Consider the following 19,161-nt stretch of genomic DNA (forward strand, 5'->3'; position numbering starts at 1 on the left):
TCAGCGCCTCCCCTCGGTGTCCGAGCCCGGCGCGGCCGCGCCGAACAACTTGATGAAGACGAAAGCGATCAGCCCGACGGAGATGAAGATCAGCACGCTGATCGCCGACCCGATTCCGAGGTTGAACGCCCGGAACAGGTTGTTGTAACCCAGCATCGAGACCGATCCGGTGCCGTTCGAGCCACCGGTGAGGATGTAGATGTTGTCGAAGATGCGGAACGCGTCCAGCGTGCGGAAGAGCAGCGCCACGAGGATCGCGGGCTTCATCATCGGCAGGATGATCTGCGTGAGCCGCTCCCACGGCCCGGCACCGTCCACCTGGGCCGCCTTGAGCAGGTCGTCCGGCACGAGCGCGAGCCCGGCCAGCAGGAGGAGCGCCATGAACGGCGTGGTCTTCCAGACCTCGGCGATGATGATCAGCACGATCGACGCCGCCTGGTCGGTGAGCGGCGCGCTCCCCGCCGGGAGCATGTTGGCCAGGTAGCCGGTCTCCGGCGTCCAGGCGAACTGCCAGCTGAAGGCCGCGACGACGGTGACGATCCCGTACGGGATGAGCACGACGGTGCGGGTGAGCCCGCGGCCGATGATCGTGCGGTGCATGACCAGCGCGAGCGCCAGGCCGAGCACGAACTCGATCGCCACCGAGATCACGGTGATGAGCAACGTGATGCCGAACGCCGACCACCAGTACCCCGACGAGAGCACCGCGACGTAGTTCGACAGGCCCGCGAACGCCCGGTCGGCCGGGAAGCGCAGGTCGTAGCGTTGCAGCGACAGCCAGAGGGCGTAGCCGATGGGGTAGGCCGTGACCGCGACCATGATGATCACGGCCGGGGCGCAGAGCAGGAACGCCAGCTTCCGCTCGGCGCGCGCCCCCTCCGACAGGGGAGGCTTGCCCCGGTGCTTCGGCGCCGCCGCCGAGGTCTCGACCTCGGCGGCCGGAGCCGTGCTCGAAGCGGTCATCAGGGCACCAGTCCTTCCGAGTTCACCGCTCGCTCGACCTCGGACGCCATCCGCGGGACGACCGTGTCGGGGTCGATCTGCGCGGGCGGGTTGAGCAGGTCGGCGAGCACGATCGAGATGCTCGTGTAGGCCGGGGTCTTCGGCCGCACGCTCGCGTTCTGCAGGGAGTCGCGGATGGCCTGCGAGGCCGGGTACTCGGCCTGGAACGCCGGGTCGTCGTACAGCTCGGACAACGTCGGCGGCACGCCACCCTGGGTGGCGTTGGTGAGCTGGGCGTCCCGGTTGCGCAGGCACTGCGCGGCCTCGAACGCCAGGTCCGTGTTGCCGCCGGTGGTGCTCACGCCGATGTTGAGGCCACCGATCGTGACCGTGGCGGGCTTGTCCGGGTCCACGCGGGGGTACGGCGCCCACGCGAAGACGTCCACGATGCGGCGGCCGGTGTCCTCGCCGGTCGGGCGGCCCTGCTCGTCGATGAACGTGCCGCCGCCCCCGCCGTCCGGCGGTGGTGTGTTGATCGACGCGTTCACGAACGGGTAGTTGACCTGGAACGCCGCGACGCCGGCCTCCATCTGCAGGCGCCCGTCGTTCTCCTGGGCCACCGACAGCGACGGGTCGCTCGCAGGCGAGCTCGCCACCCGCTGCATGATCGACGTGGCCTTGCGGGCGGCGTCGCCGTCGTCGACGAGCACGTCGCCGTTCTCCGAGACCACCTGGCCGCCTGCGCTCGTGAGGAGCGTGTTGAACCAGACCGTGATGCCCTCGTACTGCGCCGCCTGCACCTCGATGTAGGAGGGCAGCCCCTGGTCGTGCAGCGCCTCGGACATCTGGATCATCTGGTCCCACGTCTGAGGGGGCTCCGGCGCCAGGTCCTTGCGGTACCAGAGCAGCTGCGTGTTCGTGTTGAGCGGCGCCGCCCACAGCCGCCCCTGGTACCGGGCGGTCTCGAGCGGGCCCTCCAGCGTGCCCCGCTCGACGGCAGCCGCCGCGTCCTCGGGCCACGGCGCGATCCAGCCCGCCTCGGCGAACTCGGCGGTCCACGTGACGTCGAGGCCGACCAGGTCGACCTCGGGGTCTCCCGCGACGAGGCGGCGGGCGAGCTGCAGCCGCTGGTCGTCGGCGGCCTTGGGCAGCGTCTGCTGCGTCACGACGTAGCGGCCGTTGGCAGCCGCGGTGCAGGCTTCGGCCGCGGCAGCGTAGCCCTTCGCGTTGTCGGCGGGCGTGTAGAAGTTGAGCACCGGTGGCCCGGCCGGCCCCGAGCTGCATCCGGCCACCGCCGCGGCAACCAGGAGCCCACAGGCCGCCGCGGCGAACAGTCGCCCGCGTCGCCGCCGGAACGTCGGATGAACCGGCTCCCCCATGCGTCTCTCCGTCCCGAAAAGCGCAGACGACGAGGCGACGTCGCCCGCGGGTGTGATACCGATCACGGCCAGTGGCCGGTGATCAGAACCTATGCGCGCGGAGATGCGGTCGCAATCGCTGGGCGGACGGTTAGGGGTATGACAAGGGCGATTTAGTGTCCCTTAAGCCGGGCCTCCGCTCATGGCGAGCTTCGCCAGCAGCTCACGGGCCTTCTCGGCGTTGCGCGGCTGGCAGAGGACGTCGTACCGGCCCGCGACGAGCTGGCTCACCGACTGGAAGTCACGGCGGCCACGGGACAGGCCGTAGGTGACAGCGGCGAAGATCAGTCCGAACACCAGACCGAACCCGAGGCCGAGCAGGATCGGCCCGAACGAGCTGCCACCCTGGCTCACCAGGCTCAGCAGCAGGCCGACGAACAGACCGAACCACGCGCCGGACGCGGCGCCGGACGCGAGGACCCGGCCCCAGGTGAGCCGGCCGATCACCCGCTCGACCAGCATGAGGTCGACGCCCACGATCGTGACGTCGCGCACCGGGAAGTCGGAGTCGGCGAGGTGGTCGACCGCCCGCTGCGCCTCCTCGTACGTGGCATAGGAACCGACCGGCCACCCGGTGGGCGGAGTCGGCAGGTTGGGCAGTCCGGGCGCGGTGCGCGCGGGGCCACCGAACGGAGTGGTCACGGGGCCTCCTGTTCCTCGTCGTCAGGGCTCCTGGTGCTCTCGAGCCCACATCATGTCAACGCGGGGACCAGGGACGAAGTGCCCATACCGACGATCATCACATGGAGTCCGGGCTGCCGCCCGCCGTGGACCGGCCCCGGAGGCGTGCTGGTCGGTTCGGCAAGTTTGCCCGAACGGACCGTTTGATCGACGACGGGCGGTTCCGGGCGCCCCGGTGGACGACGCCGGATCCGGCCGGCCGCCCGCTGGACGAGGACCATACGCCGACCGGCGCAACGTTCTTTAGCCTTTTCGGCGGCTCCGATTGGACTGAACGTTGCATAACGTTGTCCCAACATCCGGGACGGACGGCAGGGTGCCGCAAAGGGGGCGCTCCCGGGATCGGAGGTGTCCCATGCCGTTCCTGCTCACCACGGTGGCTTCGGTCGCCGCCGATCTCTCCGGGTCGGGCATCGTCGTCATCGTCGGGCTCGGCATGCTCGTGGCCTGGGCGGTCTCGCTGCTCCTGCACCCGTACACGGCGTGCGGCTCCTGCAAGGGCACGCCGCGCTCCTACGGCTCGATCGCCACCCGGTCGTTCCGGCTCTGCCCTTCCTGCAGCGGGACCGGTCGTCGCCTGCGCCTCGGGGCGCGCATCTGGCCGCAGAACCGCGCCTGATCGTCCGGTCCACGAGCGGCTACCGCAGGCGGTACTCCCTCAGCAGCCCGCGGCTGATGATGGTCTTCTGGATCTCCGAGGTGCCCTCGCCGATGAGCAGGAACGGCGCCTCGCGCATGAGCCGCTCGATCTCGTACTCCTTGGAGTAGCCGTACCCGCCGTGGATGCGGAACGACTCCTGAGTGACCTCGGCGCAGTACTCGCTCGCCAACAGCTTGGCCATGCCGGCCTCGACGTCGAACCGCTCGCCGGAGTCCTTCAGGCGCGCGGCGTTGACCATCATCAGGTGCGCGGCCTCCACCTTGGTGGCCATCTCGGCGAGCTTGAACGCGATGGCCTGGTGCTCGGCGATCGGCTTGCCGAACGTGCGGCGCTGCTGCGCGTACTCGACGGCCAGCTCGAACGCCCGGATCGCGATGCCGCAGGCCCGCGCCGCCACGTTGACGCGCCCGACCTCGACTCCGTCCATCATCTGCGCGAAGCCGCCGCCGCGCTTGCCGCCGAGGACTTGCCCCGCGGAGACGCGGTGGCCCGAGAACACCAGCTCGGTGGTGTCGACGCCCTTGTAACCCATCTTGTCGATCTTCCCGGGGACGGTGAGCCCCGGAGCGACCTCGCCGTACCCCTCCGGCTTGTCCACCAGGAAGCAGGTGAGGTTCTGGTGCGGCCGGTCGGCCCCCTCGTCGGTGCGGACGAGAACGGCGGTGAGGTTGGAGGTGCCGCCGTTCGTCAGCCACATCTTGGCGCCGTCGATGACGAAGTCGTCCCCGTCGGCCACCGCCTTGGTGGAGATCGCGGCGACGTCCGAGCCGAGGTCCGGCTCCGACATCGAGAACGAGCCGCGCACCTCACCGGTCGCCATCCGGGGCAGGTACCGCTGCTTCTGCTCGTCCGTGCCGTGCTGGCTGATCATGTGCGCCACGATGAAGTGCGTGTTGATCACGCCGGAGACGCTCATCCAGCCGCGCGCGATCTGCTCGACGACCAGCGCGTACGTCAGCAGCGACTCCCCGAGCCCCCCGAACTCCTCCGGGATGGTGAGCCCGAAAAGGCCCATCTCCTTCATCCCGTCGACGATGTCCTGCGGGTAGGTGTCGGCGTGCTCCAGCGCGTTGGCGTGGGGCAGGATCTCCTTGTCCACGAACGAGCGGACCGTCGCCAGGATCTCCTGCTGGATCTCGGTGAGACCGGCGGTCTGGGCGAGCTTGGCCATGGATCCTCCCGACGCTGGGCGAGTTACCGGCCAGTATCACCCGCCGGCCCGGCTGCACGCTGTGAACGTCCGCACACAGCGCGCGCGATGCACGTCACTCCTCCGGCGGGCTCCAGCGGTCCGTGCGCTGCATGCCGGCCGCCCGGCCCTTGCCCGCGATGACCAGAGCCATCTTGCGGCTCGCCTCGTCGATCATCTCGTCGCCGATCATGGCAGCGCCGCGCTTGCCGCCCGCCTCGGACGTGTACCACTCGTAGGCGTCGAGGATGTTCTCGGCGTGGTCGTAGTCCTCCTGGCGGGGGCTGTACGTCTCGTTCGCCGCGTCGATCTGGCCGGGGTGCAGCACCCACTTGCCGTCGAAGCCGAGCGCCGCGGAGCGATCGGCCACCCTGCGGAAGCCGTCGACGTCCCTGATCTGCAGGTAGGGCCCGTCGATCGCCTGCTTGTCGTGCGCGCGGGCGGCCATGAGGATGCTCATGAGGATGTGGTGGTAGGCGTCGCCCACGTCGTAGCCGGGCGGCTGCTCCCCCACCACCAGCGACTTCATGTTGATCGACGCCATGAAGTCGGCCGGCCCGAAGATGATCGTCTCGACCCGCGGCGAGGCCGTGGCGATCGCGTTGACGTTGATGAGCCCCAGCGCGTTCTCGATCTGCGCCTCGATGCCGATCTTCCCGACCTCGTGGCCCATCGCCTTCTCGATCTGCGTGAGCAGCAGGTCGAGCGCCACGACCTGCTCTGCCGTCTGCACCTTCGGCAGCATGATCGCGTCGAGGTTGGCGCCCGCGCCCTCCACGACCTCCGTGACATCGCGGTAGGTCCACTCGGTGGTCCAGTCGTTCACCCGGACCACCCGGATCTTCTCGCCCCAGCCGCCCTCGTTCAGCGCCTCGACGATCGTCTTGCGGGCCCCGGGCTTGGCCAGCGGTGCGCAGGCGTCCTCCAGGTCGAGGAAGACCTGGTCGGCGTTCAGGTCGCGGGCCTTGTCGATGAACTTCTGGCTCGACCCGGGTACGGCGAGGCAGGACCGGCGGGCGCGGAGCTGGGTCGGCTCGTTCGTGGTGGTCACGGGCGACTCCTCGTCGAGTGCGGCGCGGATTGCGCCGATGCTGACACGAGCGGCGGCGTCCGCAACTCCGAGGTGACTGGTCTCTCAGGTCGATCCACCGGGTCAGGGCAGGGTCGGTACACGCCCCCCGGCGGTGAACACGTCCACCACGTCGTACCGCAGGAGATCCACGTCCGGAGCCTAGGCTTCCGCGCATGGGCACCGATCGGGTCTTCGTCGCGCGCCTGGTCGGTATCGCCGTCTTCGGGCCCGACGGGGAGCGCATCGGCAAGGTGCGCGACCTCGTCGCCGCGCTGCGCGTCGACTCGAACCCGCCGCGGGTGCTAGGCATGGTGGTGGAGCTCGCCACCCGCAGGCGCATCTTCGTGCCGATGCTGCGGGTCACCGCGATCGACCCCGGCGCCGTCACCCTCGCGACGGGCTCGGTCAGCCTTCGAGGCTTCGCACAGCGCCCCAACGAGGGTCTACTGGTCGGCCAGCTGCTCGACGCGCACGTCCGGCTCGTCGAGAGCGGCGAGGAGGCCGTTGTCGTCGACGCCGCGATCGAGCCGACCCGCTCGCGCGACTGGGTGGTCGGGCGGCTCGCGGTGCGGGTCCGCCGCCACCGCCTCGGCAGGCGCGAGCCGGTGCAGGTGCTGCCGTGGCGCGCGGTCACCGGGCTCTCGCTCACCGACCGGCAGGGCACGGAGGGCCTGCTGGCCGTGTTCGAGTCGATGCGGCCCGTCGACGTCGCGGCCGCGCTGTCGGAGCTCCCGCAGAAGCGCCAGCACGAGGTGGTCGACGGCCTCGACGACGAGCGGCTCGCCGACGTGTTCGAGGAGATGTCCGAGGCCGACCAGCGCACGCTGCTCGCGCACCTGTCCCCGGAGCGGGCGGCCGACGTCCTCGAGGCCATGAACCCCGACGACGCCGCCGACCTGTTGCACGAGCTGCCCGACGCCGAGTCCGACGCGCTGCTCGCCCTGATGCACCCCGACGAGTCCGAGCCGGTGCGCAGGCTCATGAGCTACTCGTCGGACACCGCAGGCGGCCTCATGACCCCGGAGCCGATCGTCCTGCGTCCGGACGCCACGGTGGCCGAGGCACTCGCCCGCATCCGCAACCCGGACATCCCGCCGGCGCTGGCCAGCATGGTGTTCGTCTGCCGGTCGCCGTCGGAGACGCCGACCGGGCGGTACCTGGGGTGCGCGCACGCCCAGCGGCTGCTGCGGGCGGCGCCGTTCGAGCTGGTGGCGGGCGTGGTCGACACCGAGCTGGCCCGCCTGTCGCCGGACGCCACCCTCGGCGAGGTCACCCGCTACTTCGCGGCGTACAACCTGGTGGCGGGGCCGGTCGTCGACGCCGAGGACCACCTGCTCGGCGCCGTCACGGTGGACGACGTGCTCGACCACCTGCTCCCGCCCGACTGGCGCGACCGCCTGACAGAGCCCGAGGAGACCAGCGAGGTGTCGGATGCCTGAGGTGACAACCCATCGCCGGCTGGACCAGCCGCTGCTCGGGCGGGCGCGCTTCGAGTTCGACCCCGACTGGTTCGCGCGGCTGTCCGAGCGGATCGCCCGGTTCCTCGGCACCGGCCGGTTCCTCGCGGTGCAGACCGTCCTGGTCGCGGTGTGGATCGCGCTGAACCTCGTGGCGTGGTCGGGCCAGTGGGACCCCTACCCGTTCATCCTGCTCAACCTGGCCTTCTCCACGCAGGCCGCCTACGCGGCGCCGCTCATCCTGCTCGCGCAGAACCGCCAGGACGACCGCGACCGCGTGTCGCTGGAGGAGGACCGCGCCCGCGCGGAGCGGACGAAGGCCGACACCGAGTACCTGGCCAGGGAGCTCGCGGCCCTGCGGATCGCGGTCGGCGAGGTCGCCACCCGGGACTACCTGCGCGGGGAGCTCGACAAGCTCTGCGATCGCCTCGGTGCCGCCGCCCCCGGCCCCGCCGCCGACCGGGCTCAGCGCCGGACGCGGTAGCGGACGTGGGTCGCCTCCGGGGTGTCGATCACCCGGACGATCTCCAGCTCGATCTCGGACGGCAGCTGGTCGAACAGCCGGATGCCACGGCCCAGCAGCACCGGTACCTGGTGGATCCGCACCTCGTCCAGCACCCCGGCCTCGAGCGCCCGTTGCCCCGTGTACGCGCCGCGCACCTGCACCTCCCGGTCCCCCGCGGCGGCCTTCGCCTGTGCCATGGCGCTCTCGATCCCGTCGGTCACGTACGTCACCTTCGGATAACCCCACCGCGCGGCCGGGCCGGGCGGCCGGTGGCTGGGCACGAAGATCGGGAGCCCGTTGTGGTCGCCGCCCCAGTGGTCCATGAGCTCCGCGGTTCTCCGCCCCGCCAGGACGGCCCCGGCCCCGCCCATCTCGTCCATCAGTTCCTTGACGGGCCCGGACAGCTCGACGAGCTCCCCGCCCGGCGCGAACCAGTCGTGCAGCCGGTGGCCGTCGGCGCCGCCGAGGAAGTCGTCGGGACCTGCGGCGTAGCCGTCGAGCGACACCGACATGTCGAGCACCGAGATGGACACGTGACCTCCTGGAGCGGTGGGGCGGGATTGATCGCCAGCTTGGCGGCCGTCGGTGGCAGAGTGCTGTCACCGCGGTGAAACCCGGCTCGGAAAGGGGTCGACGCGTGCTGACCGTCGAACTGCTCGGGCCCCTGCGCGTCTCGGTGGACGGGCGCCCGGTCGAGCTGCCGGCGGGGCGGCTGCGCGCGCTGCTGGCCGTGCTCGCGATGTCGGCGGGCCAGGCCGTGCCGACGGACCGGCTGGCCACCGCGGTGTGGGGGGCCGACGCGCGTGGCGACCCGCGGGCCAACGTGCGAACGAACGTCAAGCGGCTGCGTCGTGCACTGGACTCCGCCGGGGAGCTGGTTGCTGCCCGCCCTGGCGGCTACCTGCTGGCCGTCGACCCGGACCAGGTGGACGCGCTCCGCTTCGGCCGCCTGCTCGACGAGGCCGCGGCGGAGCCGGACCGGGTGGCCGAGCGGTCCCGGCTGGCCGCCGCGCTGGCGCTGTGGCGCGGCACCCCTTTCGACGGCGTCCGATCGGACTGGCTGGAGCAGGCGACGGCCCCCGCGCTGCAGGAGCGCTACCTGGCAGCGGTGGAGCGGCGCACCGACCTCGACCTCGCGAGCGGCGCGCGACCCGACCCGACCGATCTGAGCGAGCTGGCCGAGCGGAACCCGCTGCGTGAGTCGCTCTGGGCGCGCCTCCTACGGGTGCTGGAGGCGGCCGGCCGCCCCGCCGAGGCCCTCGAACGCTACGACGCGATCCGGCGCAGGCTCGCCGACGAGCTCGGCACCGATCCCAGCCCCGAGATCCGGCAGGTGCACGCCGACCTGCTCGCGGGCGGGACGGCGTCCGGCAGGCACGCGGTGCCCAGGCAGCTCCCCGCCGCGGTCGACGGGTTCGCCGGGCGGACCGCCGAACTTGCGGCGCTGGACGCGCTCCTCGGCCGACCGGACGAGGCGAGGAGCGGGTCGCCCCGGATCGCGGTGATCACCGGCACCGCCGGCGTCGGGAAGACCACGCTCGCCCTGCACTGGGCGCACCGGGTCGCCGAGCGCTTCCCGGACGGGCAGCTCCACGTCGACCTGCGCGGGTACGACCCGGCGGGGAGAGCCGCACCGGCAGCGGCGATCCGCGATCTCCTCGACGCGCTGCGGGTGCCGCCGCATCGGATCCCGGACGGCGGGGCCGCGCAGGCCGGGCTCTACCGCAGCCTGCTCGCCGGACGGCGGATGCTCGTCCTGCTGGACAACGCCCGCTGCGCCGAGCAGGTCGTCCCGTTGCTGCCCGGAACGCCCGGGTGCCTCGTGGTGGTCACCAGCCGCGACCAGCTGACGGGCCTGGTCGTGACGTACGGAGCGCGTCCGTCGACGCTCGATCTCCTTCCGCCCGGCGAGGCCGCGCAGCTGCTGGCCGGCCGCCTCGGCCACGACCGGATCGCCGCCGAGCCCGATGCCGTCACGGAGATCGTCCACCGTTGCGCGGGGCTCCCGCTGGCGCTGGCCATCGTGGCCGCCCGCGCCGCGATCCACCCCGCGCATCCGCTGGAGGCGCTCGCAGGCGAGCTGCGGGACGCCCTCGGCGCGCTCGAGAGCGCCGTCGACGTGCGGGCGATCTTCTCCTGGTCCTACGAGACGCTCAGCGGGCAGGCGGCGCGGCTGTTCCGGCTGGCCGCCGGCCTCCACCCCGGCCCGGACTGCACGATCGCCGTCGCGGCGAGCTCCGCGGGTGTCCCGGTCCGGCGGGCCCGGGCGGCACTGGCCGAGCTGACCCGCGCGAACCTCCTCACCGAGCACGCCACGGGCCGCTACTCGTGCCACGACCTGCTACGGGCCTACGCCTCGGAGCTGTGCGCGGCCCACGACCCGGATCGGGACGCCGCGCGCCGCCGCATCGTGGACCACTACGTCCACACCGCCGACGCAGCGGCGCAGCACCTCCAGTTCCGCGCGTACGCCGGGAACAGCACGCTCGGCCCGCCGCTCCCGGGTGTCGCCGTCGCCGACGTCGCAGGGGCCGACGAGGCGATCGCCTGGTTCACCGCCGAACGCCCCGCGCTGCTCGCCTGCCTGGCGCTCGCCGCCGACCTGGGCCTGGACCGGCACCTGTGCCACCTGGCCAGGGCGCTGTACGTCTCCCTCCACCGCCAGGGCCGCTGGCTGGAGCGGGCCGAGGCGCAACGGGCCGCCGTGGCCGCCGCCCACCGGCTGGGCGACGCGGCCGAGGAGACCTGTGCGCACCGCAACCTGGCTGTCGCGCTGGCCGACCTCGGCCGGTTCGACGAGGCCCACCACCACCTCGACACCGCGCTGGAACGATCCCGCCACGACCTCACGGGGCAGGCGTGGACGCATTACCACCGCGACCTCGTCCACGTCATCCAAGGCCGGGAGGCCGAGGCGCTCGACGCCGCCCGCCGCGCCCACGACCTCTTCGACCAGGTGGGCGACGAGGTCGGGCAGGCGATCGCGCTCACCGACCTCGGCTGGTACCACGGCCGGCTGGGAGACCACGACCTGGCGCTCGAACTGTGCGAGCAGGCCCTGGTCCTGCACCAGAAGCTGGGGAACCGGCCCCACGAGGCCCACGCGTGGTCGTGCCTCGCCGAGGTGCACCTCGCGCGCGGCGCCCCGTCCTGCGCCGTCCCCTGCCACCTCCGGGCGCTCGAGCTGTTCCGGGAGGTCGGCGATCTCTACGCGGAGGCCGGCACCCTCGCCCACCTCGGCGCGTGCGAGCACGTGGCGGGCGACCGCGCGGCCGCCCACGACCACTGGCGCCGGGCCCACGGCCTCCTCGCCGATCACGACCCTTCGACGGTCGACCAGATCCACGCCCAGCTGGCGACGGCCGTCGACGCGTCGACCGCCGATGCCTTCAGACGAGCCGCCTGCTGATCCGTTCCAGCGTGCGCAGGTCGGCCTCGTCGAGGCGGTTGACGAAGTGCCGCGCGACTCCGCGCAGGTGGGTGCGCGAGGCGATGCGCAGCCGGTCGAGCCCGGCGTCGGTGAGCCGAGCTGCGACGCCGCGGCCGTCGGTCTCCACCGGGCACCGGGCCACGAGCCCGCCCTTCTCCAACCGGTCGACCAGGCGCGTGACGCCCGAGCGGGACAGCAGCACGGCGTCGGCGAGCTCCGTCATCCGCAGCCGCCGGTCGGGCGCCTCGGCGAGCTGCACGAGCACGTCGTAGGAGGCGAGCGGGAGGTCCTGCTCGGCGAGCAGCTCGGTCTCGAGGGTGCGGGTGATGGACGCGTGGGCCCGCAGGAACGCCCGCCACGCGGCCAGCTGCTCACGGTTGGGACTCGACCGCTGCCGCCCCGTGTCGGGCGCGCTGGTCGCCGCGGTGTCCGTCACGATCGACGATGGTACGGAGCCCGGCCGACAAGAGCACGGACGTGCCGAGCACGGACGTAGAGTGGACGAGAGGGGCGTGGGCAGCCGCGCCCGGCAGCGTCGCGCCGTCGATGGAAGGTCCAGCGGAACCTCTGATGTCCACCACCGAGAGCAGCACCACCGTCGAGCAGGCCGTCCGGGCCGCGCTCGCCACCGTCGACGATCCCGAGATCCACAAGCCGATCACCGACCTGGGCATGGTGAAGAGCGTCGCGGTCGGGCCCGACGGCCGTGCCCACGTCGGCGTCTACCTCACGGTGGCCGGTTGCCCGATGCGCGCGACGATCACCGCGCGGGTCACCGAGGCCGTCTCGAAGGTCTCCGGCGTCACCGAGGTCGAGGTCGAGCTCGACGTCATGAGCGACGAGCAGCGCCACGAGCTGCGCCGCAGCCTTCGCGGCGACGCGGCCGACCCGGTGATCCCGTTCGCCCAGCCCGGCTCGCTCACCCGCGTCTACTGCGTGGCGTCGGGCAAGGGCGGGGTCGGCAAGTCGTCGGTCACCGTCAACCTGGCTGCGGCGATGGCCGCCAAGGGCCTGAAGGTCGGCGTGGTGGACGCCGACATCTACGGCCACTCGGTGCCGCGGATGCTCGGCACGGCCGACCGGCCCACCAAGGTCGACGACATGATCATGCCGCCGCAGGCGCACGGCGTGAAGGTCATCTCGATCGGCATGTTCACCCCGGGCAACGACGCCGTGGTGTGGCGCGGCCCGATGCTGCACCGCGCGCTGCAGCAGTTCCTCGCCGACGTCTTCTGGGGCGACCTCGACGTCCTGCTGCTCGACCTGCCCCCCGGCACCGGCGACATCGCGATCTCCACCGCGCAGCTCGTGCCCAACGCTGAGCTGCTGGTCGTCACCACGCCGCAGACGGCCGCCGCCGAGGTGGCCGAGCGGGCCGGCTCGATCGCGCTGCAGACGCGCCAGCGCCTCGCCGGCGTCGTGGAGAACATGTCCTGGATGGAGCTGCCCGACGGCACCCGCATGGAGGTGTTCGGCTCCGGGGGCGGGCAGGCGGTGTCCGACTCGCTCACCCGGACCATCGGCGCCCCGGTGCCGCTGCTCGGCCAGGTGCCGCTGGAGCCCCAGCTCCGCGAGTGCGGAGACTCCGGCACTCCGATCGTCCTGGCTCAGCCGGAGAGCCCGGCCGCCCAGGCCCTGCGTGCGGTGGCCGACAAGCTCACGGTGCGCTCCCGCGGCCTCGCCGGGCTGAGCCTGAACATCTCCCCGGTCCGCAAGTAGGGCTCAGGCCGCGATGCGGTAGGTGCTGCCGCTGCTCCCGGGCAGCCACGCGCCCGGCAGCGCGGCGGCGAGCGCGTGCTGCGCGCGCCAGCCGGTGCAGTGGGCCGGCACCACCATGTCCGGGGCCAGCTCGGTGAGCGCGGCGACGGTCGGCGGGATCACCGGCTCGAACGCCGGACCGGACAGGTGCAACCCGCCGAGCAGCGCGCACAGCCGGTCGACGCCGGTGAGCCGCCGCGCGTGCCGCACGATGTTGACCGCGCCTGCGTGCCCGCAGCCGGTGAGCACCACCAGCCCGCGGTCGCGGACGTGCACGACGAGCGCCTGGTCGTCCTGCACGAGCGGGTCGTGCTCCCAGCCGGAGCCGGTCCAGGCCTGGTGCGGCGGTGGCATCCCGCGCTCGAACTCGGTGGTGCGGTCGACCTCGCCGGTGATCAGCACGCAGCCGTCCACCAGGAGCGAGGGCTCGCGCCGCTCGACCACCGCGAAGCCCTCGCCCTCCAGGGCGCGCTTGGAGAGCGTCGGCAGGTCGAACACCTCACCACGCGGCGGGGCGAGGCGCCTGCGGGTCCACGCCGCGGGGTGCAGGACCATCGGCATGCGGCGCCGCCCCCGCCCCACGAGCCCGGCGAGGCCCCCGGCGTGGTCGAAGTGCCCGTGGCTGAGCACGACCCCCTGCACCTCGGACAGGTCGACACCCAGCCGGTCGGCGTTGACGACCATGCCGTCGGGCGACAGGCCGGTGTCGAACAGCAGCGTGGTCGTGCTCGCGCCCCGCCGGACCGTGACGAGCGCGGCGAACCCGTGCTCGGCGCGCAGACCGGCGTCGGTGCTCCCACCCTCGAACTGCGCCGCGGTGACCCGCCCGTTCCCCACGTCCGCCCGGGTGACGCGGTCGTCCCCGGTGAGCAGCGCGTCGAAGACGTTGTCGACGAGCGTGGTGATCCGCACCTCGTCGACCGGCTGCAACGCGATCGGGTCGACGGCAGCCCCTTCCGCGTTCCGGGGAGCGCTCGCGAACACCTCGGCTGCATCACCGCCCTCGCACATGGCGACCACGCTATAGCGACAGGCAACCGTTCCGTCCGCTCCGCGTCGATAGCGGTGTGGACCCCCTCCGCTCCCCGGACAGCGACCGGGCCGACCGGCGCACGCTCGGGTGCGTCGTCGCGCTGGGAGCGGTCCTGTCGGCGGCGGCCGTCGGCCACAACCCCTTGAACATCGACGCCGGGCTGCTCCGCCCGCTGTACTTCGGACTGGACTGCCTGGTCGCCGCGGTCGCGCTGACCTACGTGGCGAACTGGTCGTTCAGGTCGACCGTCGCCCGCGTGGTCGTGGCCGTCGTCGGCGCCATGGCGGTCGCCTATTTCGCGGCGTTCCTCGCTGCCGCGACCCTCCTGACCACCGACTTCGACGAGGACGAGACGGTGCGCGCGACCCAGGGCGACGTGCGGCTCGTGCAGGTCGACGGCTACGCCATCATCGACCCCGTCCAGCGGATCGAGCTGCAGCGCACGTTCGGGCCGGTGTCCCAGGCGACCGTCGTGTGGCAGGGCAGGCCGGAGGGCGACACCGCCGACACCGCGTCCTTCAGCGGCCCGCGGGAGGCGACGGTCACCGTGACCCGGTGGGACGGCCGGGTGTGCACCTACCGCACCGGCTTCGACCCGCTGACGCTCGCGCCGGACCGGCCGTACGACGACTGGGAGTCGACCGGCTCCGGCTGCTGAGCGACCCGGGGACCCCTCCCCGTCCGCGCGGAGGATGATCCGCGAGCCCTGCGGTGACGGCCGGAACGCCACCTCGCCGCGCCCCTGACCGAGAGGGACGTCGTGACCGAGCAGCCTTTCCACCGCCCTGGTCCCGCGGTACCTCCGCACGGCCACCAGCCGCCACCGGGGTACGGCCCGGGTCCGGGGTTCGGCACCCCGGCTGGTTACGGCCCGCTCCCGCCGGCACCGCAAACCGGCACGATCCGGCCGGGACGGGCCTGGATCGTGGTGACCTGGGTGCTGTTCGCGGTCGTGACCGTGCCGGCACTGACCTGGGGGATCCTCGGGTTCGGCTCAGGGCTCTCGAGCACCGTCCCGGCGAGGTCGTTCGCCAGCGGCGAGGTTGCCACCGTCGAGCTCGACCCGGCCGACGCGCCCGCGATCTACGTCGGGATCGACGCCCCGGGCAGCGCCGGGTTCGAGGTCTCCCACCCCTTCTCCAGCCCGGTCGACGCGAACTGCGTGATCGGGGGCGACCCTCAGTACCTGGCACTCCTGCAACCCGACCGATCGGTCCGCGTCACCGCGGACGGCGTCGGGTGGCACCAGATCATGCTGATCCGCGTACCCCGGCCGGGGTCCTACGAGGTGCGGTGCGAGAGCGAGGGTGTGCGGTTCGGCGTCGCGAACGACCTGCCGGAAGGGCTCCTCACCCGCCTGCTGGGGTCGGTGGCCTTCGCCCTCGTGGCTGCGACGATCGCCGTCGTCACGACGATCGTCCTGGTGCGCAAGCGCACTGCCGCGCGGAACCGGCTGCTGCCGCCGACCTGGTACGCCCCGACGATCCCGTGACCGCCGTCGGGTGGGTCAGGCGCGGACCGCCTCGGCCCAGACGGCCACGGCCTCGTCCACCTGCTCGGCCGTGACGATCAGCGGCGGGATCATCCGCACGACGTTGCCGTGCGGTCCGCAGGTGAGCAGGAGCAGACCCTTCTCCGCTGCGGCGGCGTGGGCTCGGGCGGCGGCCGCGGTGTCGGGGGCGCCGTCGGGCGTGCAGAACTCGTTGCCGACCATCAGGCCGAGCCCGCGGACGTCGGCGATGCCCGGGTGCTCGGCCGCCACCTTCTGCAGGCCGTCGCGCAGCCGCAGGCCCTGTTCGGCGGCGTTGCCGACGAGCCCCTCCTCCTCGATGACCTCCAGCGTGGCGAGCGCGGCGGCGCAGGCCACCGCGTTGCCGCCGTAGGTGCCGCCCTGCGAGCCCGGCCAGGCCGCGGCCATCAGCTCCTCGCGGGCGGCGATGCCGGACAGCGGGAACCCGCTGGCCAACCCCTTCGCGGTGATCAGGATGTCCGGGGTGAGGCCATCGGTGTGCTGGTGGCCCCAGAACTTGCCGGTGCGCCCGAACCCGGTCTGCACCTCGTCGGCGATCAGCAGGATGCCGTGCGCGTCCGCCCGCTCGCGCAGCCCGGCGAGGAACGCGGGCGGGGCCGGCACGTAGCCGCCCTCGCCCAGCACCGGCTCGATGACGAACGCGGCGACGTCGGCCGCCGGGGCGGCGGTGACCAGCAGCCGGTCCAGCTCGCGCAGGCAGAACGCGACCGCCTCCTCCTCGCTCCAGCCGTACCGGAACGCGTACGGGAACGGGGCGAATGCGACGCCGCCCATCAGCGGGCCGATGCCGGCCCTGATCTTCGACCCCGATGTCGTGAGGGCCGCGGCGCCCATCGTCCGGCCGTGGAAGCCGCCGTCGAACGCGACGATCAGCGGGCGGCCGGTGGCCTGGCGGGCGAGCCGCACCGACGCCTCGACGGCCTCGCTGCCCGAGTTCAGGAAGAACACGCTGTCCAGGCTCGCGGGCAGCACGTCGCCCAGGCGCTCGGCCAGCCGAAGCAGCGGCTGGTGCATGACGGTCGTGTACTGGCCGTGGATGAGGGTGGCCACCTGCTCCTGTGCGGCCGCGACGACCCGGGGGTGGCAGTGCCCCGTGCTCGTGACGCCGATCCCGGCCGTGAAGTCGAGGTAGCGGCGGCCGTCGGCGTCGTACACGTGCACGCCCTCGCCGCGGGCGACGTGCACGGGCGTCGCCTGCTTGAGTGCGGGGGACAAACGGGCCATGCCTGCTCCTCGATCTTGTCTGATTGTCGACAATCTGGATCGATGGAAGCACGCATGGCGGCCCGGGGGCAAGGACTACCCCAGCCGGCTCACGCCGGCACGGCCGGAGCGGGGGACGGTCCGGGGGCCAGGATCCGCTCCACGGCGTCGGCCATGTGCGCCTCCAGCACGGCCGTCATCCGCTCGGCATCGCCGTCGCGCACGGCGTCGCGCAGCTCGCGGTGCTCGGCGATCAGCGCGGCCGCCGGTGGGAGGGTTTCCTGCAGGGCGGCGAGGCACATCCGGGTCTCGACGAGCAGGGTGTCGGCCATCCGGCGCAGCCGGGGGCTACCGGACGCGGCCACGAACTCGGCGTGGAAGGCGTGGTCGGCGTCGGCGAGCGCGACGGGATCGTCGGCGACGGCCTCCATCCGGGCCAGCGCGACGGTCAGCCGCTCCGTCGCGGCCACCCGGTCGCCTGCGAGCAGCAGCAGACCCGCGGCCCGCTCGATCGCGGTGCGGGCGGTGTACACGTCGCGCACGTCGGCCGCGTCCAGCTCGCGCACGAAGAGCCCGCGGTGGCGCTCGCTGCGCAGCAGGCCCTCGGCCACGAGCCGCTGCATCGCCTCCCGCAGCGGGCCGCGGCTCACGCCGAGGGCGGCGGCGAGCTCGACCTCGCCCAGCTGCGTGCCGGGCGGGAACGTCCCCCGCATGATCGCTGTGCGGATCCGGTCGGCGACGATCGCGGCGGTGGACCGCCGTTCGACCGGCTCCAGCCCACTCAGGTCCAAGTGATCTCCCCCTGATCAACCGGCGAACAGCGTGCCGAAGCCTCTGCGCGGGGCGTCTGCACCTGCGAGGCGCAGACCCTGCCAGACGCTCACCTGGTTGGCCGTGAGCACCGGCTTGCCGACGCGGGCGTCCAGCGCGTCGAGCAGGCCGATCGTGTGCAGGGCGGTGTCGGGCAGCAGCACGGCCTGGGCGTCCGGGTGGTCCGCCGCCGCCGCGAACTCCAGCACGGTCTCCTCCGGCAGGGTGCCGACCTCGGCCGCGGTGATGATCCCCTTGGCCGACAGCGAGAGCACCTCGATCCCGGCGACGCCGAGGAAGGCGACGAACCGCTCCGCGACGTCGTCCGGGTAGGTGGCGCCCACCGCCACCCGGCTGACGCCCAGCCGTGCGCACGCATCGACGAACGCGAACGACGTGCTCGACGCCGGCACCCCCGCGACCGCGCCGAGTGCCTCGACCTGGGCCGTGGCGCCGTCCCAGCCGAAGACGAAGCTCCCGCTCGTGCACGCCCAGACCACGGAGTCGAGGGGGGCGCCCAGTGCACGCACGCCGTCGGCCAGCACGTCGTCGCCGCCGATGTCGAGCAGCGCGTCGACGCGGTGGGCGTCCTCGCGCATGAGGGTGTGCACCAGCGGCAGCCGGGGGCCGCCCAGCAGGGATTCGGCGAGCGCGTAGTCGTCCTCCGCGGAGTAGCCGGGGTAGAGGATCCCGACGGTGGGGGTGGTCATGCGGCTCCCGGGGTGAGGTGGTCCTGGCTCGTGAGCAGCCGGCCGCCGCCCACCGCGTCGCGGCCCATGGCGCGCAGCGCGGCCCACATGGTGACCTGGTTGGCGGTGAGCACCGGCTTGCCGAGCGCCTGCTCCAGCGGCTCGATGAGGTCGTAGGTGGGCACGTTCGTGCAGCTGATGAACAGCGCCTCGGCTGCGGGGTTGTCGGCAGCCCGCACGATCTCGACCACCTGCGAGTACGTGACCCGCCAGATGTTGCCGAGCAGGCCGAGGCCCTCGCTCGACACGGTGCTCACGCCGTGCTCGGCGAGGTAGGCGACGAGGCGGCGCGTGACCGGTTCGACGTACGGGGTGGCGATCGCCAGCCGGGAGACGCCGAGCACGCGCAGCGCGGCGATGAGCGCGCCCGATGTGGTCCGGGCGGCAGGCGCGCCCGCGTCCTCCATGGTGCGGCGCAGCACCTCCTCGCCCGCGGCGCCATCCACGAAGCTGCCGGACGTGCAGGCGTAGATGACGACGTCGGGTTCGGGGGTGAGCACGTCGCGGGTGGCCCGGCGGACCGCCCGACGGTCGCCGCACGCCACCGCCATCTCGACGGTGACCGGTGTGGTGAAGAACGGCAGGCGGGTGAGGTACAGCGACACGTCCTCTGGCACCCATCGCCACAGCTCGCGGTCGAGGGCGAAGTCGAACGGGGCCACCACTCCGATCCCCTGCTGGCGGTCGGGCTCGGTGAGACCGACCGAGAGCTCGGTGGGCAC

At 72.8% G+C, this 19,161-nt stretch carries 19 protein-coding genes; 7 read left to right on the forward strand and 12 right to left on the reverse strand.

Annotated features, from left to right (window positions below; translation table 11 throughout):
• The 3 genes from FB388_RS29135 to FB388_RS29145 form a co-directional block, all read right to left on the reverse strand.
• Window positions 1-963, reverse strand: a complete 963-nt coding sequence (locus FB388_RS29135) for a carbohydrate ABC transporter permease (protein ID WP_142105303.1) — start codon at window positions 961-963, stop codon at window positions 1-3.
• Window positions 963-2,321 (reverse strand): ABC transporter substrate-binding protein, encoded by a 1,359-nt coding sequence (locus FB388_RS29140; RefSeq protein WP_142105304.1) that lies wholly within the window; start codon window positions 2,319-2,321, stop codon window positions 963-965. The genes FB388_RS29135 and FB388_RS29140 overlap by 1 nt, the downstream gene beginning before the upstream one ends.
• Before the next feature lie 162 nt (window positions 2,322-2,483).
• Complete coding sequence (locus FB388_RS29145) at window positions 2,484-3,002, reverse strand: general stress protein (protein ID WP_142105305.1); 519 nt, start codon at window positions 3,000-3,002, stop codon at window positions 2,484-2,486.
• A 394-nt stretch (window positions 3,003-3,396) separates the two neighbouring features.
• Between FB388_RS29145 and FB388_RS29150 the strand changes: the two genes are divergently transcribed.
• Entirely contained in the window at window positions 3,397-3,660 is a 264-nt protein-coding gene (locus FB388_RS29150) for a hypothetical protein (RefSeq protein ID WP_142105306.1), read from the forward strand.
• Window positions 3,661-3,679: 19 nt separating this feature from the next.
• Here the strand turns inward: FB388_RS29150 and FB388_RS29155 are convergent, their stop codons facing one another.
• A complete protein-coding gene (locus tag FB388_RS29155; protein WP_142105307.1) occupies window positions 3,680-4,873 on the reverse strand; it encodes an acyl-CoA dehydrogenase family protein in 1,194 nt (397 codons plus the stop codon).
• Window positions 4,874-4,967: 94 nt separating this feature from the next.
• Entirely contained in the window at window positions 4,968-5,942 is a 975-nt protein-coding gene (locus FB388_RS29160) for an HpcH/HpaI aldolase/citrate lyase family protein (protein WP_142105308.1), read from the reverse strand.
• Between the two features lie 194 nt (window positions 5,943-6,136).
• Here FB388_RS29160 and FB388_RS29165 point away from each other — a divergent pair, with 194 nt between their 5' ends.
• Entirely contained in the window at window positions 6,137-7,402 is a 1,266-nt protein-coding gene (locus FB388_RS29165) for a magnesium transporter MgtE N-terminal domain-containing protein (RefSeq protein WP_142105309.1), read from the forward strand.
• A complete protein-coding gene (locus FB388_RS29170; RefSeq protein ID WP_142105310.1) occupies window positions 7,395-7,904 on the forward strand; it encodes a DUF1003 domain-containing protein in 510 nt (169 codons plus the stop codon). The genes FB388_RS29165 and FB388_RS29170 overlap by 8 nt, the downstream gene beginning before the upstream one ends.
• On the opposite strand, the gene FB388_RS29175 is transcribed toward FB388_RS29170, so the two are convergent.
• The gene (locus tag FB388_RS29175) at window positions 7,886-8,458 is read right to left on the reverse strand and encodes a dihydrofolate reductase family protein (protein ID WP_142105311.1); all 573 of its coding nucleotides are present in this window, start codon (window positions 8,456-8,458) and stop codon (window positions 7,886-7,888) included. The two genes, FB388_RS29170 and FB388_RS29175, sit on opposite strands and share 19 nt — an antisense overlap.
• A 104-nt stretch (window positions 8,459-8,562) precedes the next feature.
• Between FB388_RS29175 and FB388_RS29180 the strand changes: the two genes are divergently transcribed.
• On the forward strand, window positions 8,563-11,334 hold the full coding sequence (locus tag FB388_RS29180; RefSeq protein ID WP_142105312.1) for an AfsR/SARP family transcriptional regulator: 2,772 nt from the start codon (window positions 8,563-8,565) through the stop codon (window positions 11,332-11,334).
• Here the strand turns inward: FB388_RS29180 and FB388_RS29185 are convergent.
• The gene (locus FB388_RS29185) at window positions 11,315-11,791 is read right to left on the reverse strand and encodes a MarR family winged helix-turn-helix transcriptional regulator (RefSeq protein WP_142105313.1); all 477 of its coding nucleotides are present in this window, start codon (window positions 11,789-11,791) and stop codon (window positions 11,315-11,317) included. The two genes, FB388_RS29180 and FB388_RS29185, sit on opposite strands and share 20 nt — an antisense overlap.
• A 134-nt stretch (window positions 11,792-11,925) precedes the next feature.
• Here FB388_RS29185 and FB388_RS29190 point away from each other — a divergent pair, with 134 nt between their 5' ends.
• Window positions 11,926-13,074, forward strand: a complete 1,149-nt coding sequence (locus FB388_RS29190; RefSeq protein ID WP_142105314.1) for an Mrp/NBP35 family ATP-binding protein — start codon at window positions 11,926-11,928, stop codon at window positions 13,072-13,074.
• A gap of 3 nt (window positions 13,075-13,077) precedes the next feature.
• Here the strand turns inward: FB388_RS29190 and FB388_RS29195 are convergent, their stop codons facing one another.
• Window positions 13,078-14,124, reverse strand: a complete 1,047-nt coding sequence (locus FB388_RS29195) for an MBL fold metallo-hydrolase (protein ID WP_142105315.1) — start codon at window positions 14,122-14,124, stop codon at window positions 13,078-13,080.
• A 56-nt stretch (window positions 14,125-14,180) separates the two neighbouring features.
• On the opposite strand from FB388_RS29195, the gene FB388_RS29200 reads away from it, so the two are divergent.
• Window positions 14,181-14,804 (forward strand): hypothetical protein, encoded by a 624-nt coding sequence (locus FB388_RS29200; RefSeq protein WP_142105316.1) that lies wholly within the window; start codon window positions 14,181-14,183, stop codon window positions 14,802-14,804.
• A gap of 102 nt (window positions 14,805-14,906) precedes the next feature.
• Window positions 14,907-15,638 (forward strand): hypothetical protein, encoded by a 732-nt coding sequence (locus FB388_RS29205; RefSeq protein ID WP_142105317.1) that lies wholly within the window; start codon window positions 14,907-14,909, stop codon window positions 15,636-15,638.
• 15 nt (window positions 15,639-15,653) lie between these two features.
• Here FB388_RS29205 and FB388_RS29210 read toward each other — a convergent pair whose 3' ends face one another.
• The 4 genes from FB388_RS29210 to FB388_RS29225 form a co-directional block, all read right to left on the reverse strand.
• Entirely contained in the window at window positions 15,654-16,901 is a 1,248-nt protein-coding gene (locus FB388_RS29210; protein WP_142105318.1) for an aspartate aminotransferase family protein, read from the reverse strand.
• An 89-nt stretch (window positions 16,902-16,990) separates the two neighbouring features.
• Window positions 16,991-17,671 (reverse strand): GntR family transcriptional regulator, encoded by a 681-nt coding sequence (locus FB388_RS29215; protein ID WP_142105319.1) that lies wholly within the window; start codon window positions 17,669-17,671, stop codon window positions 16,991-16,993.
• A gap of 15 nt (window positions 17,672-17,686) precedes the next feature.
• Window positions 17,687-18,400 (reverse strand): maleate cis-trans isomerase family protein, encoded by a 714-nt coding sequence (locus FB388_RS29220; RefSeq protein WP_142105320.1) that lies wholly within the window; start codon window positions 18,398-18,400, stop codon window positions 17,687-17,689.
• Window positions 18,397-19,161 (reverse strand): maleate cis-trans isomerase family protein, encoded by a 765-nt coding sequence (locus FB388_RS29225; RefSeq protein WP_142105321.1) that lies wholly within the window; start codon window positions 19,159-19,161, stop codon window positions 18,397-18,399. Before FB388_RS29225 ends, FB388_RS29220 begins: the two co-directional genes overlap by 4 nt.

This window comes from Pseudonocardia cypriaca (assembly GCF_006717045.1).
Classification (GTDB): Bacteria; Actinomycetota; Actinomycetes; order Mycobacteriales; family Pseudonocardiaceae; genus Pseudonocardia; species Pseudonocardia cypriaca.

Bases quoted from the DNA above. Each gene is read 5' to 3' on its own strand.
- FB388_RS29135 (WP_142105303.1), bottom strand. From the start codon at position 963: ATGACCGCTTCGAGCACGGCTCCGGCCGCCGAGGTCGAGACCTCGGCG.
- FB388_RS29140 (WP_142105304.1), bottom strand. From the start codon at position 2,321: ATGGGGGAGCCGGTTCATCCGACGTTCCGGCGGCGACGCGGGCGACTG.
- FB388_RS29150 (WP_142105306.1), top strand. From the start codon at position 3,397: ATGCCGTTCCTGCTCACCACGGTGGCTTCGGTCGCCGCCGATCTCTCC.
- FB388_RS29155 (WP_142105307.1), bottom strand. From the start codon at position 4,873: ATGGCCAAGCTCGCCCAGACCGCCGGTCTCACCGAGATCCAGCAGGAG.
- FB388_RS29165 (WP_142105309.1), top strand. From the start codon at position 6,137: ATGGGCACCGATCGGGTCTTCGTCGCGCGCCTGGTCGGTATCGCCGTC.
- FB388_RS29170 (WP_142105310.1), top strand. From the start codon at position 7,395: ATGCCTGAGGTGACAACCCATCGCCGGCTGGACCAGCCGCTGCTCGGG.
- FB388_RS29190 (WP_142105314.1), top strand. From the start codon at position 11,926: ATGTCCACCACCGAGAGCAGCACCACCGTCGAGCAGGCCGTCCGGGCC.
- FB388_RS29195 (WP_142105315.1), bottom strand. From the start codon at position 14,124: ATGTGCGAGGGCGGTGATGCAGCCGAGGTGTTCGCGAGCGCTCCCCGG.
- FB388_RS29210 (WP_142105318.1), bottom strand. From the start codon at position 16,901: ATGGCCCGTTTGTCCCCCGCACTCAAGCAGGCGACGCCCGTGCACGTC.
- FB388_RS29220 (WP_142105320.1), bottom strand. From the start codon at position 18,400: ATGACCACCCCCACCGTCGGGATCCTCTACCCCGGCTACTCCGCGGAG.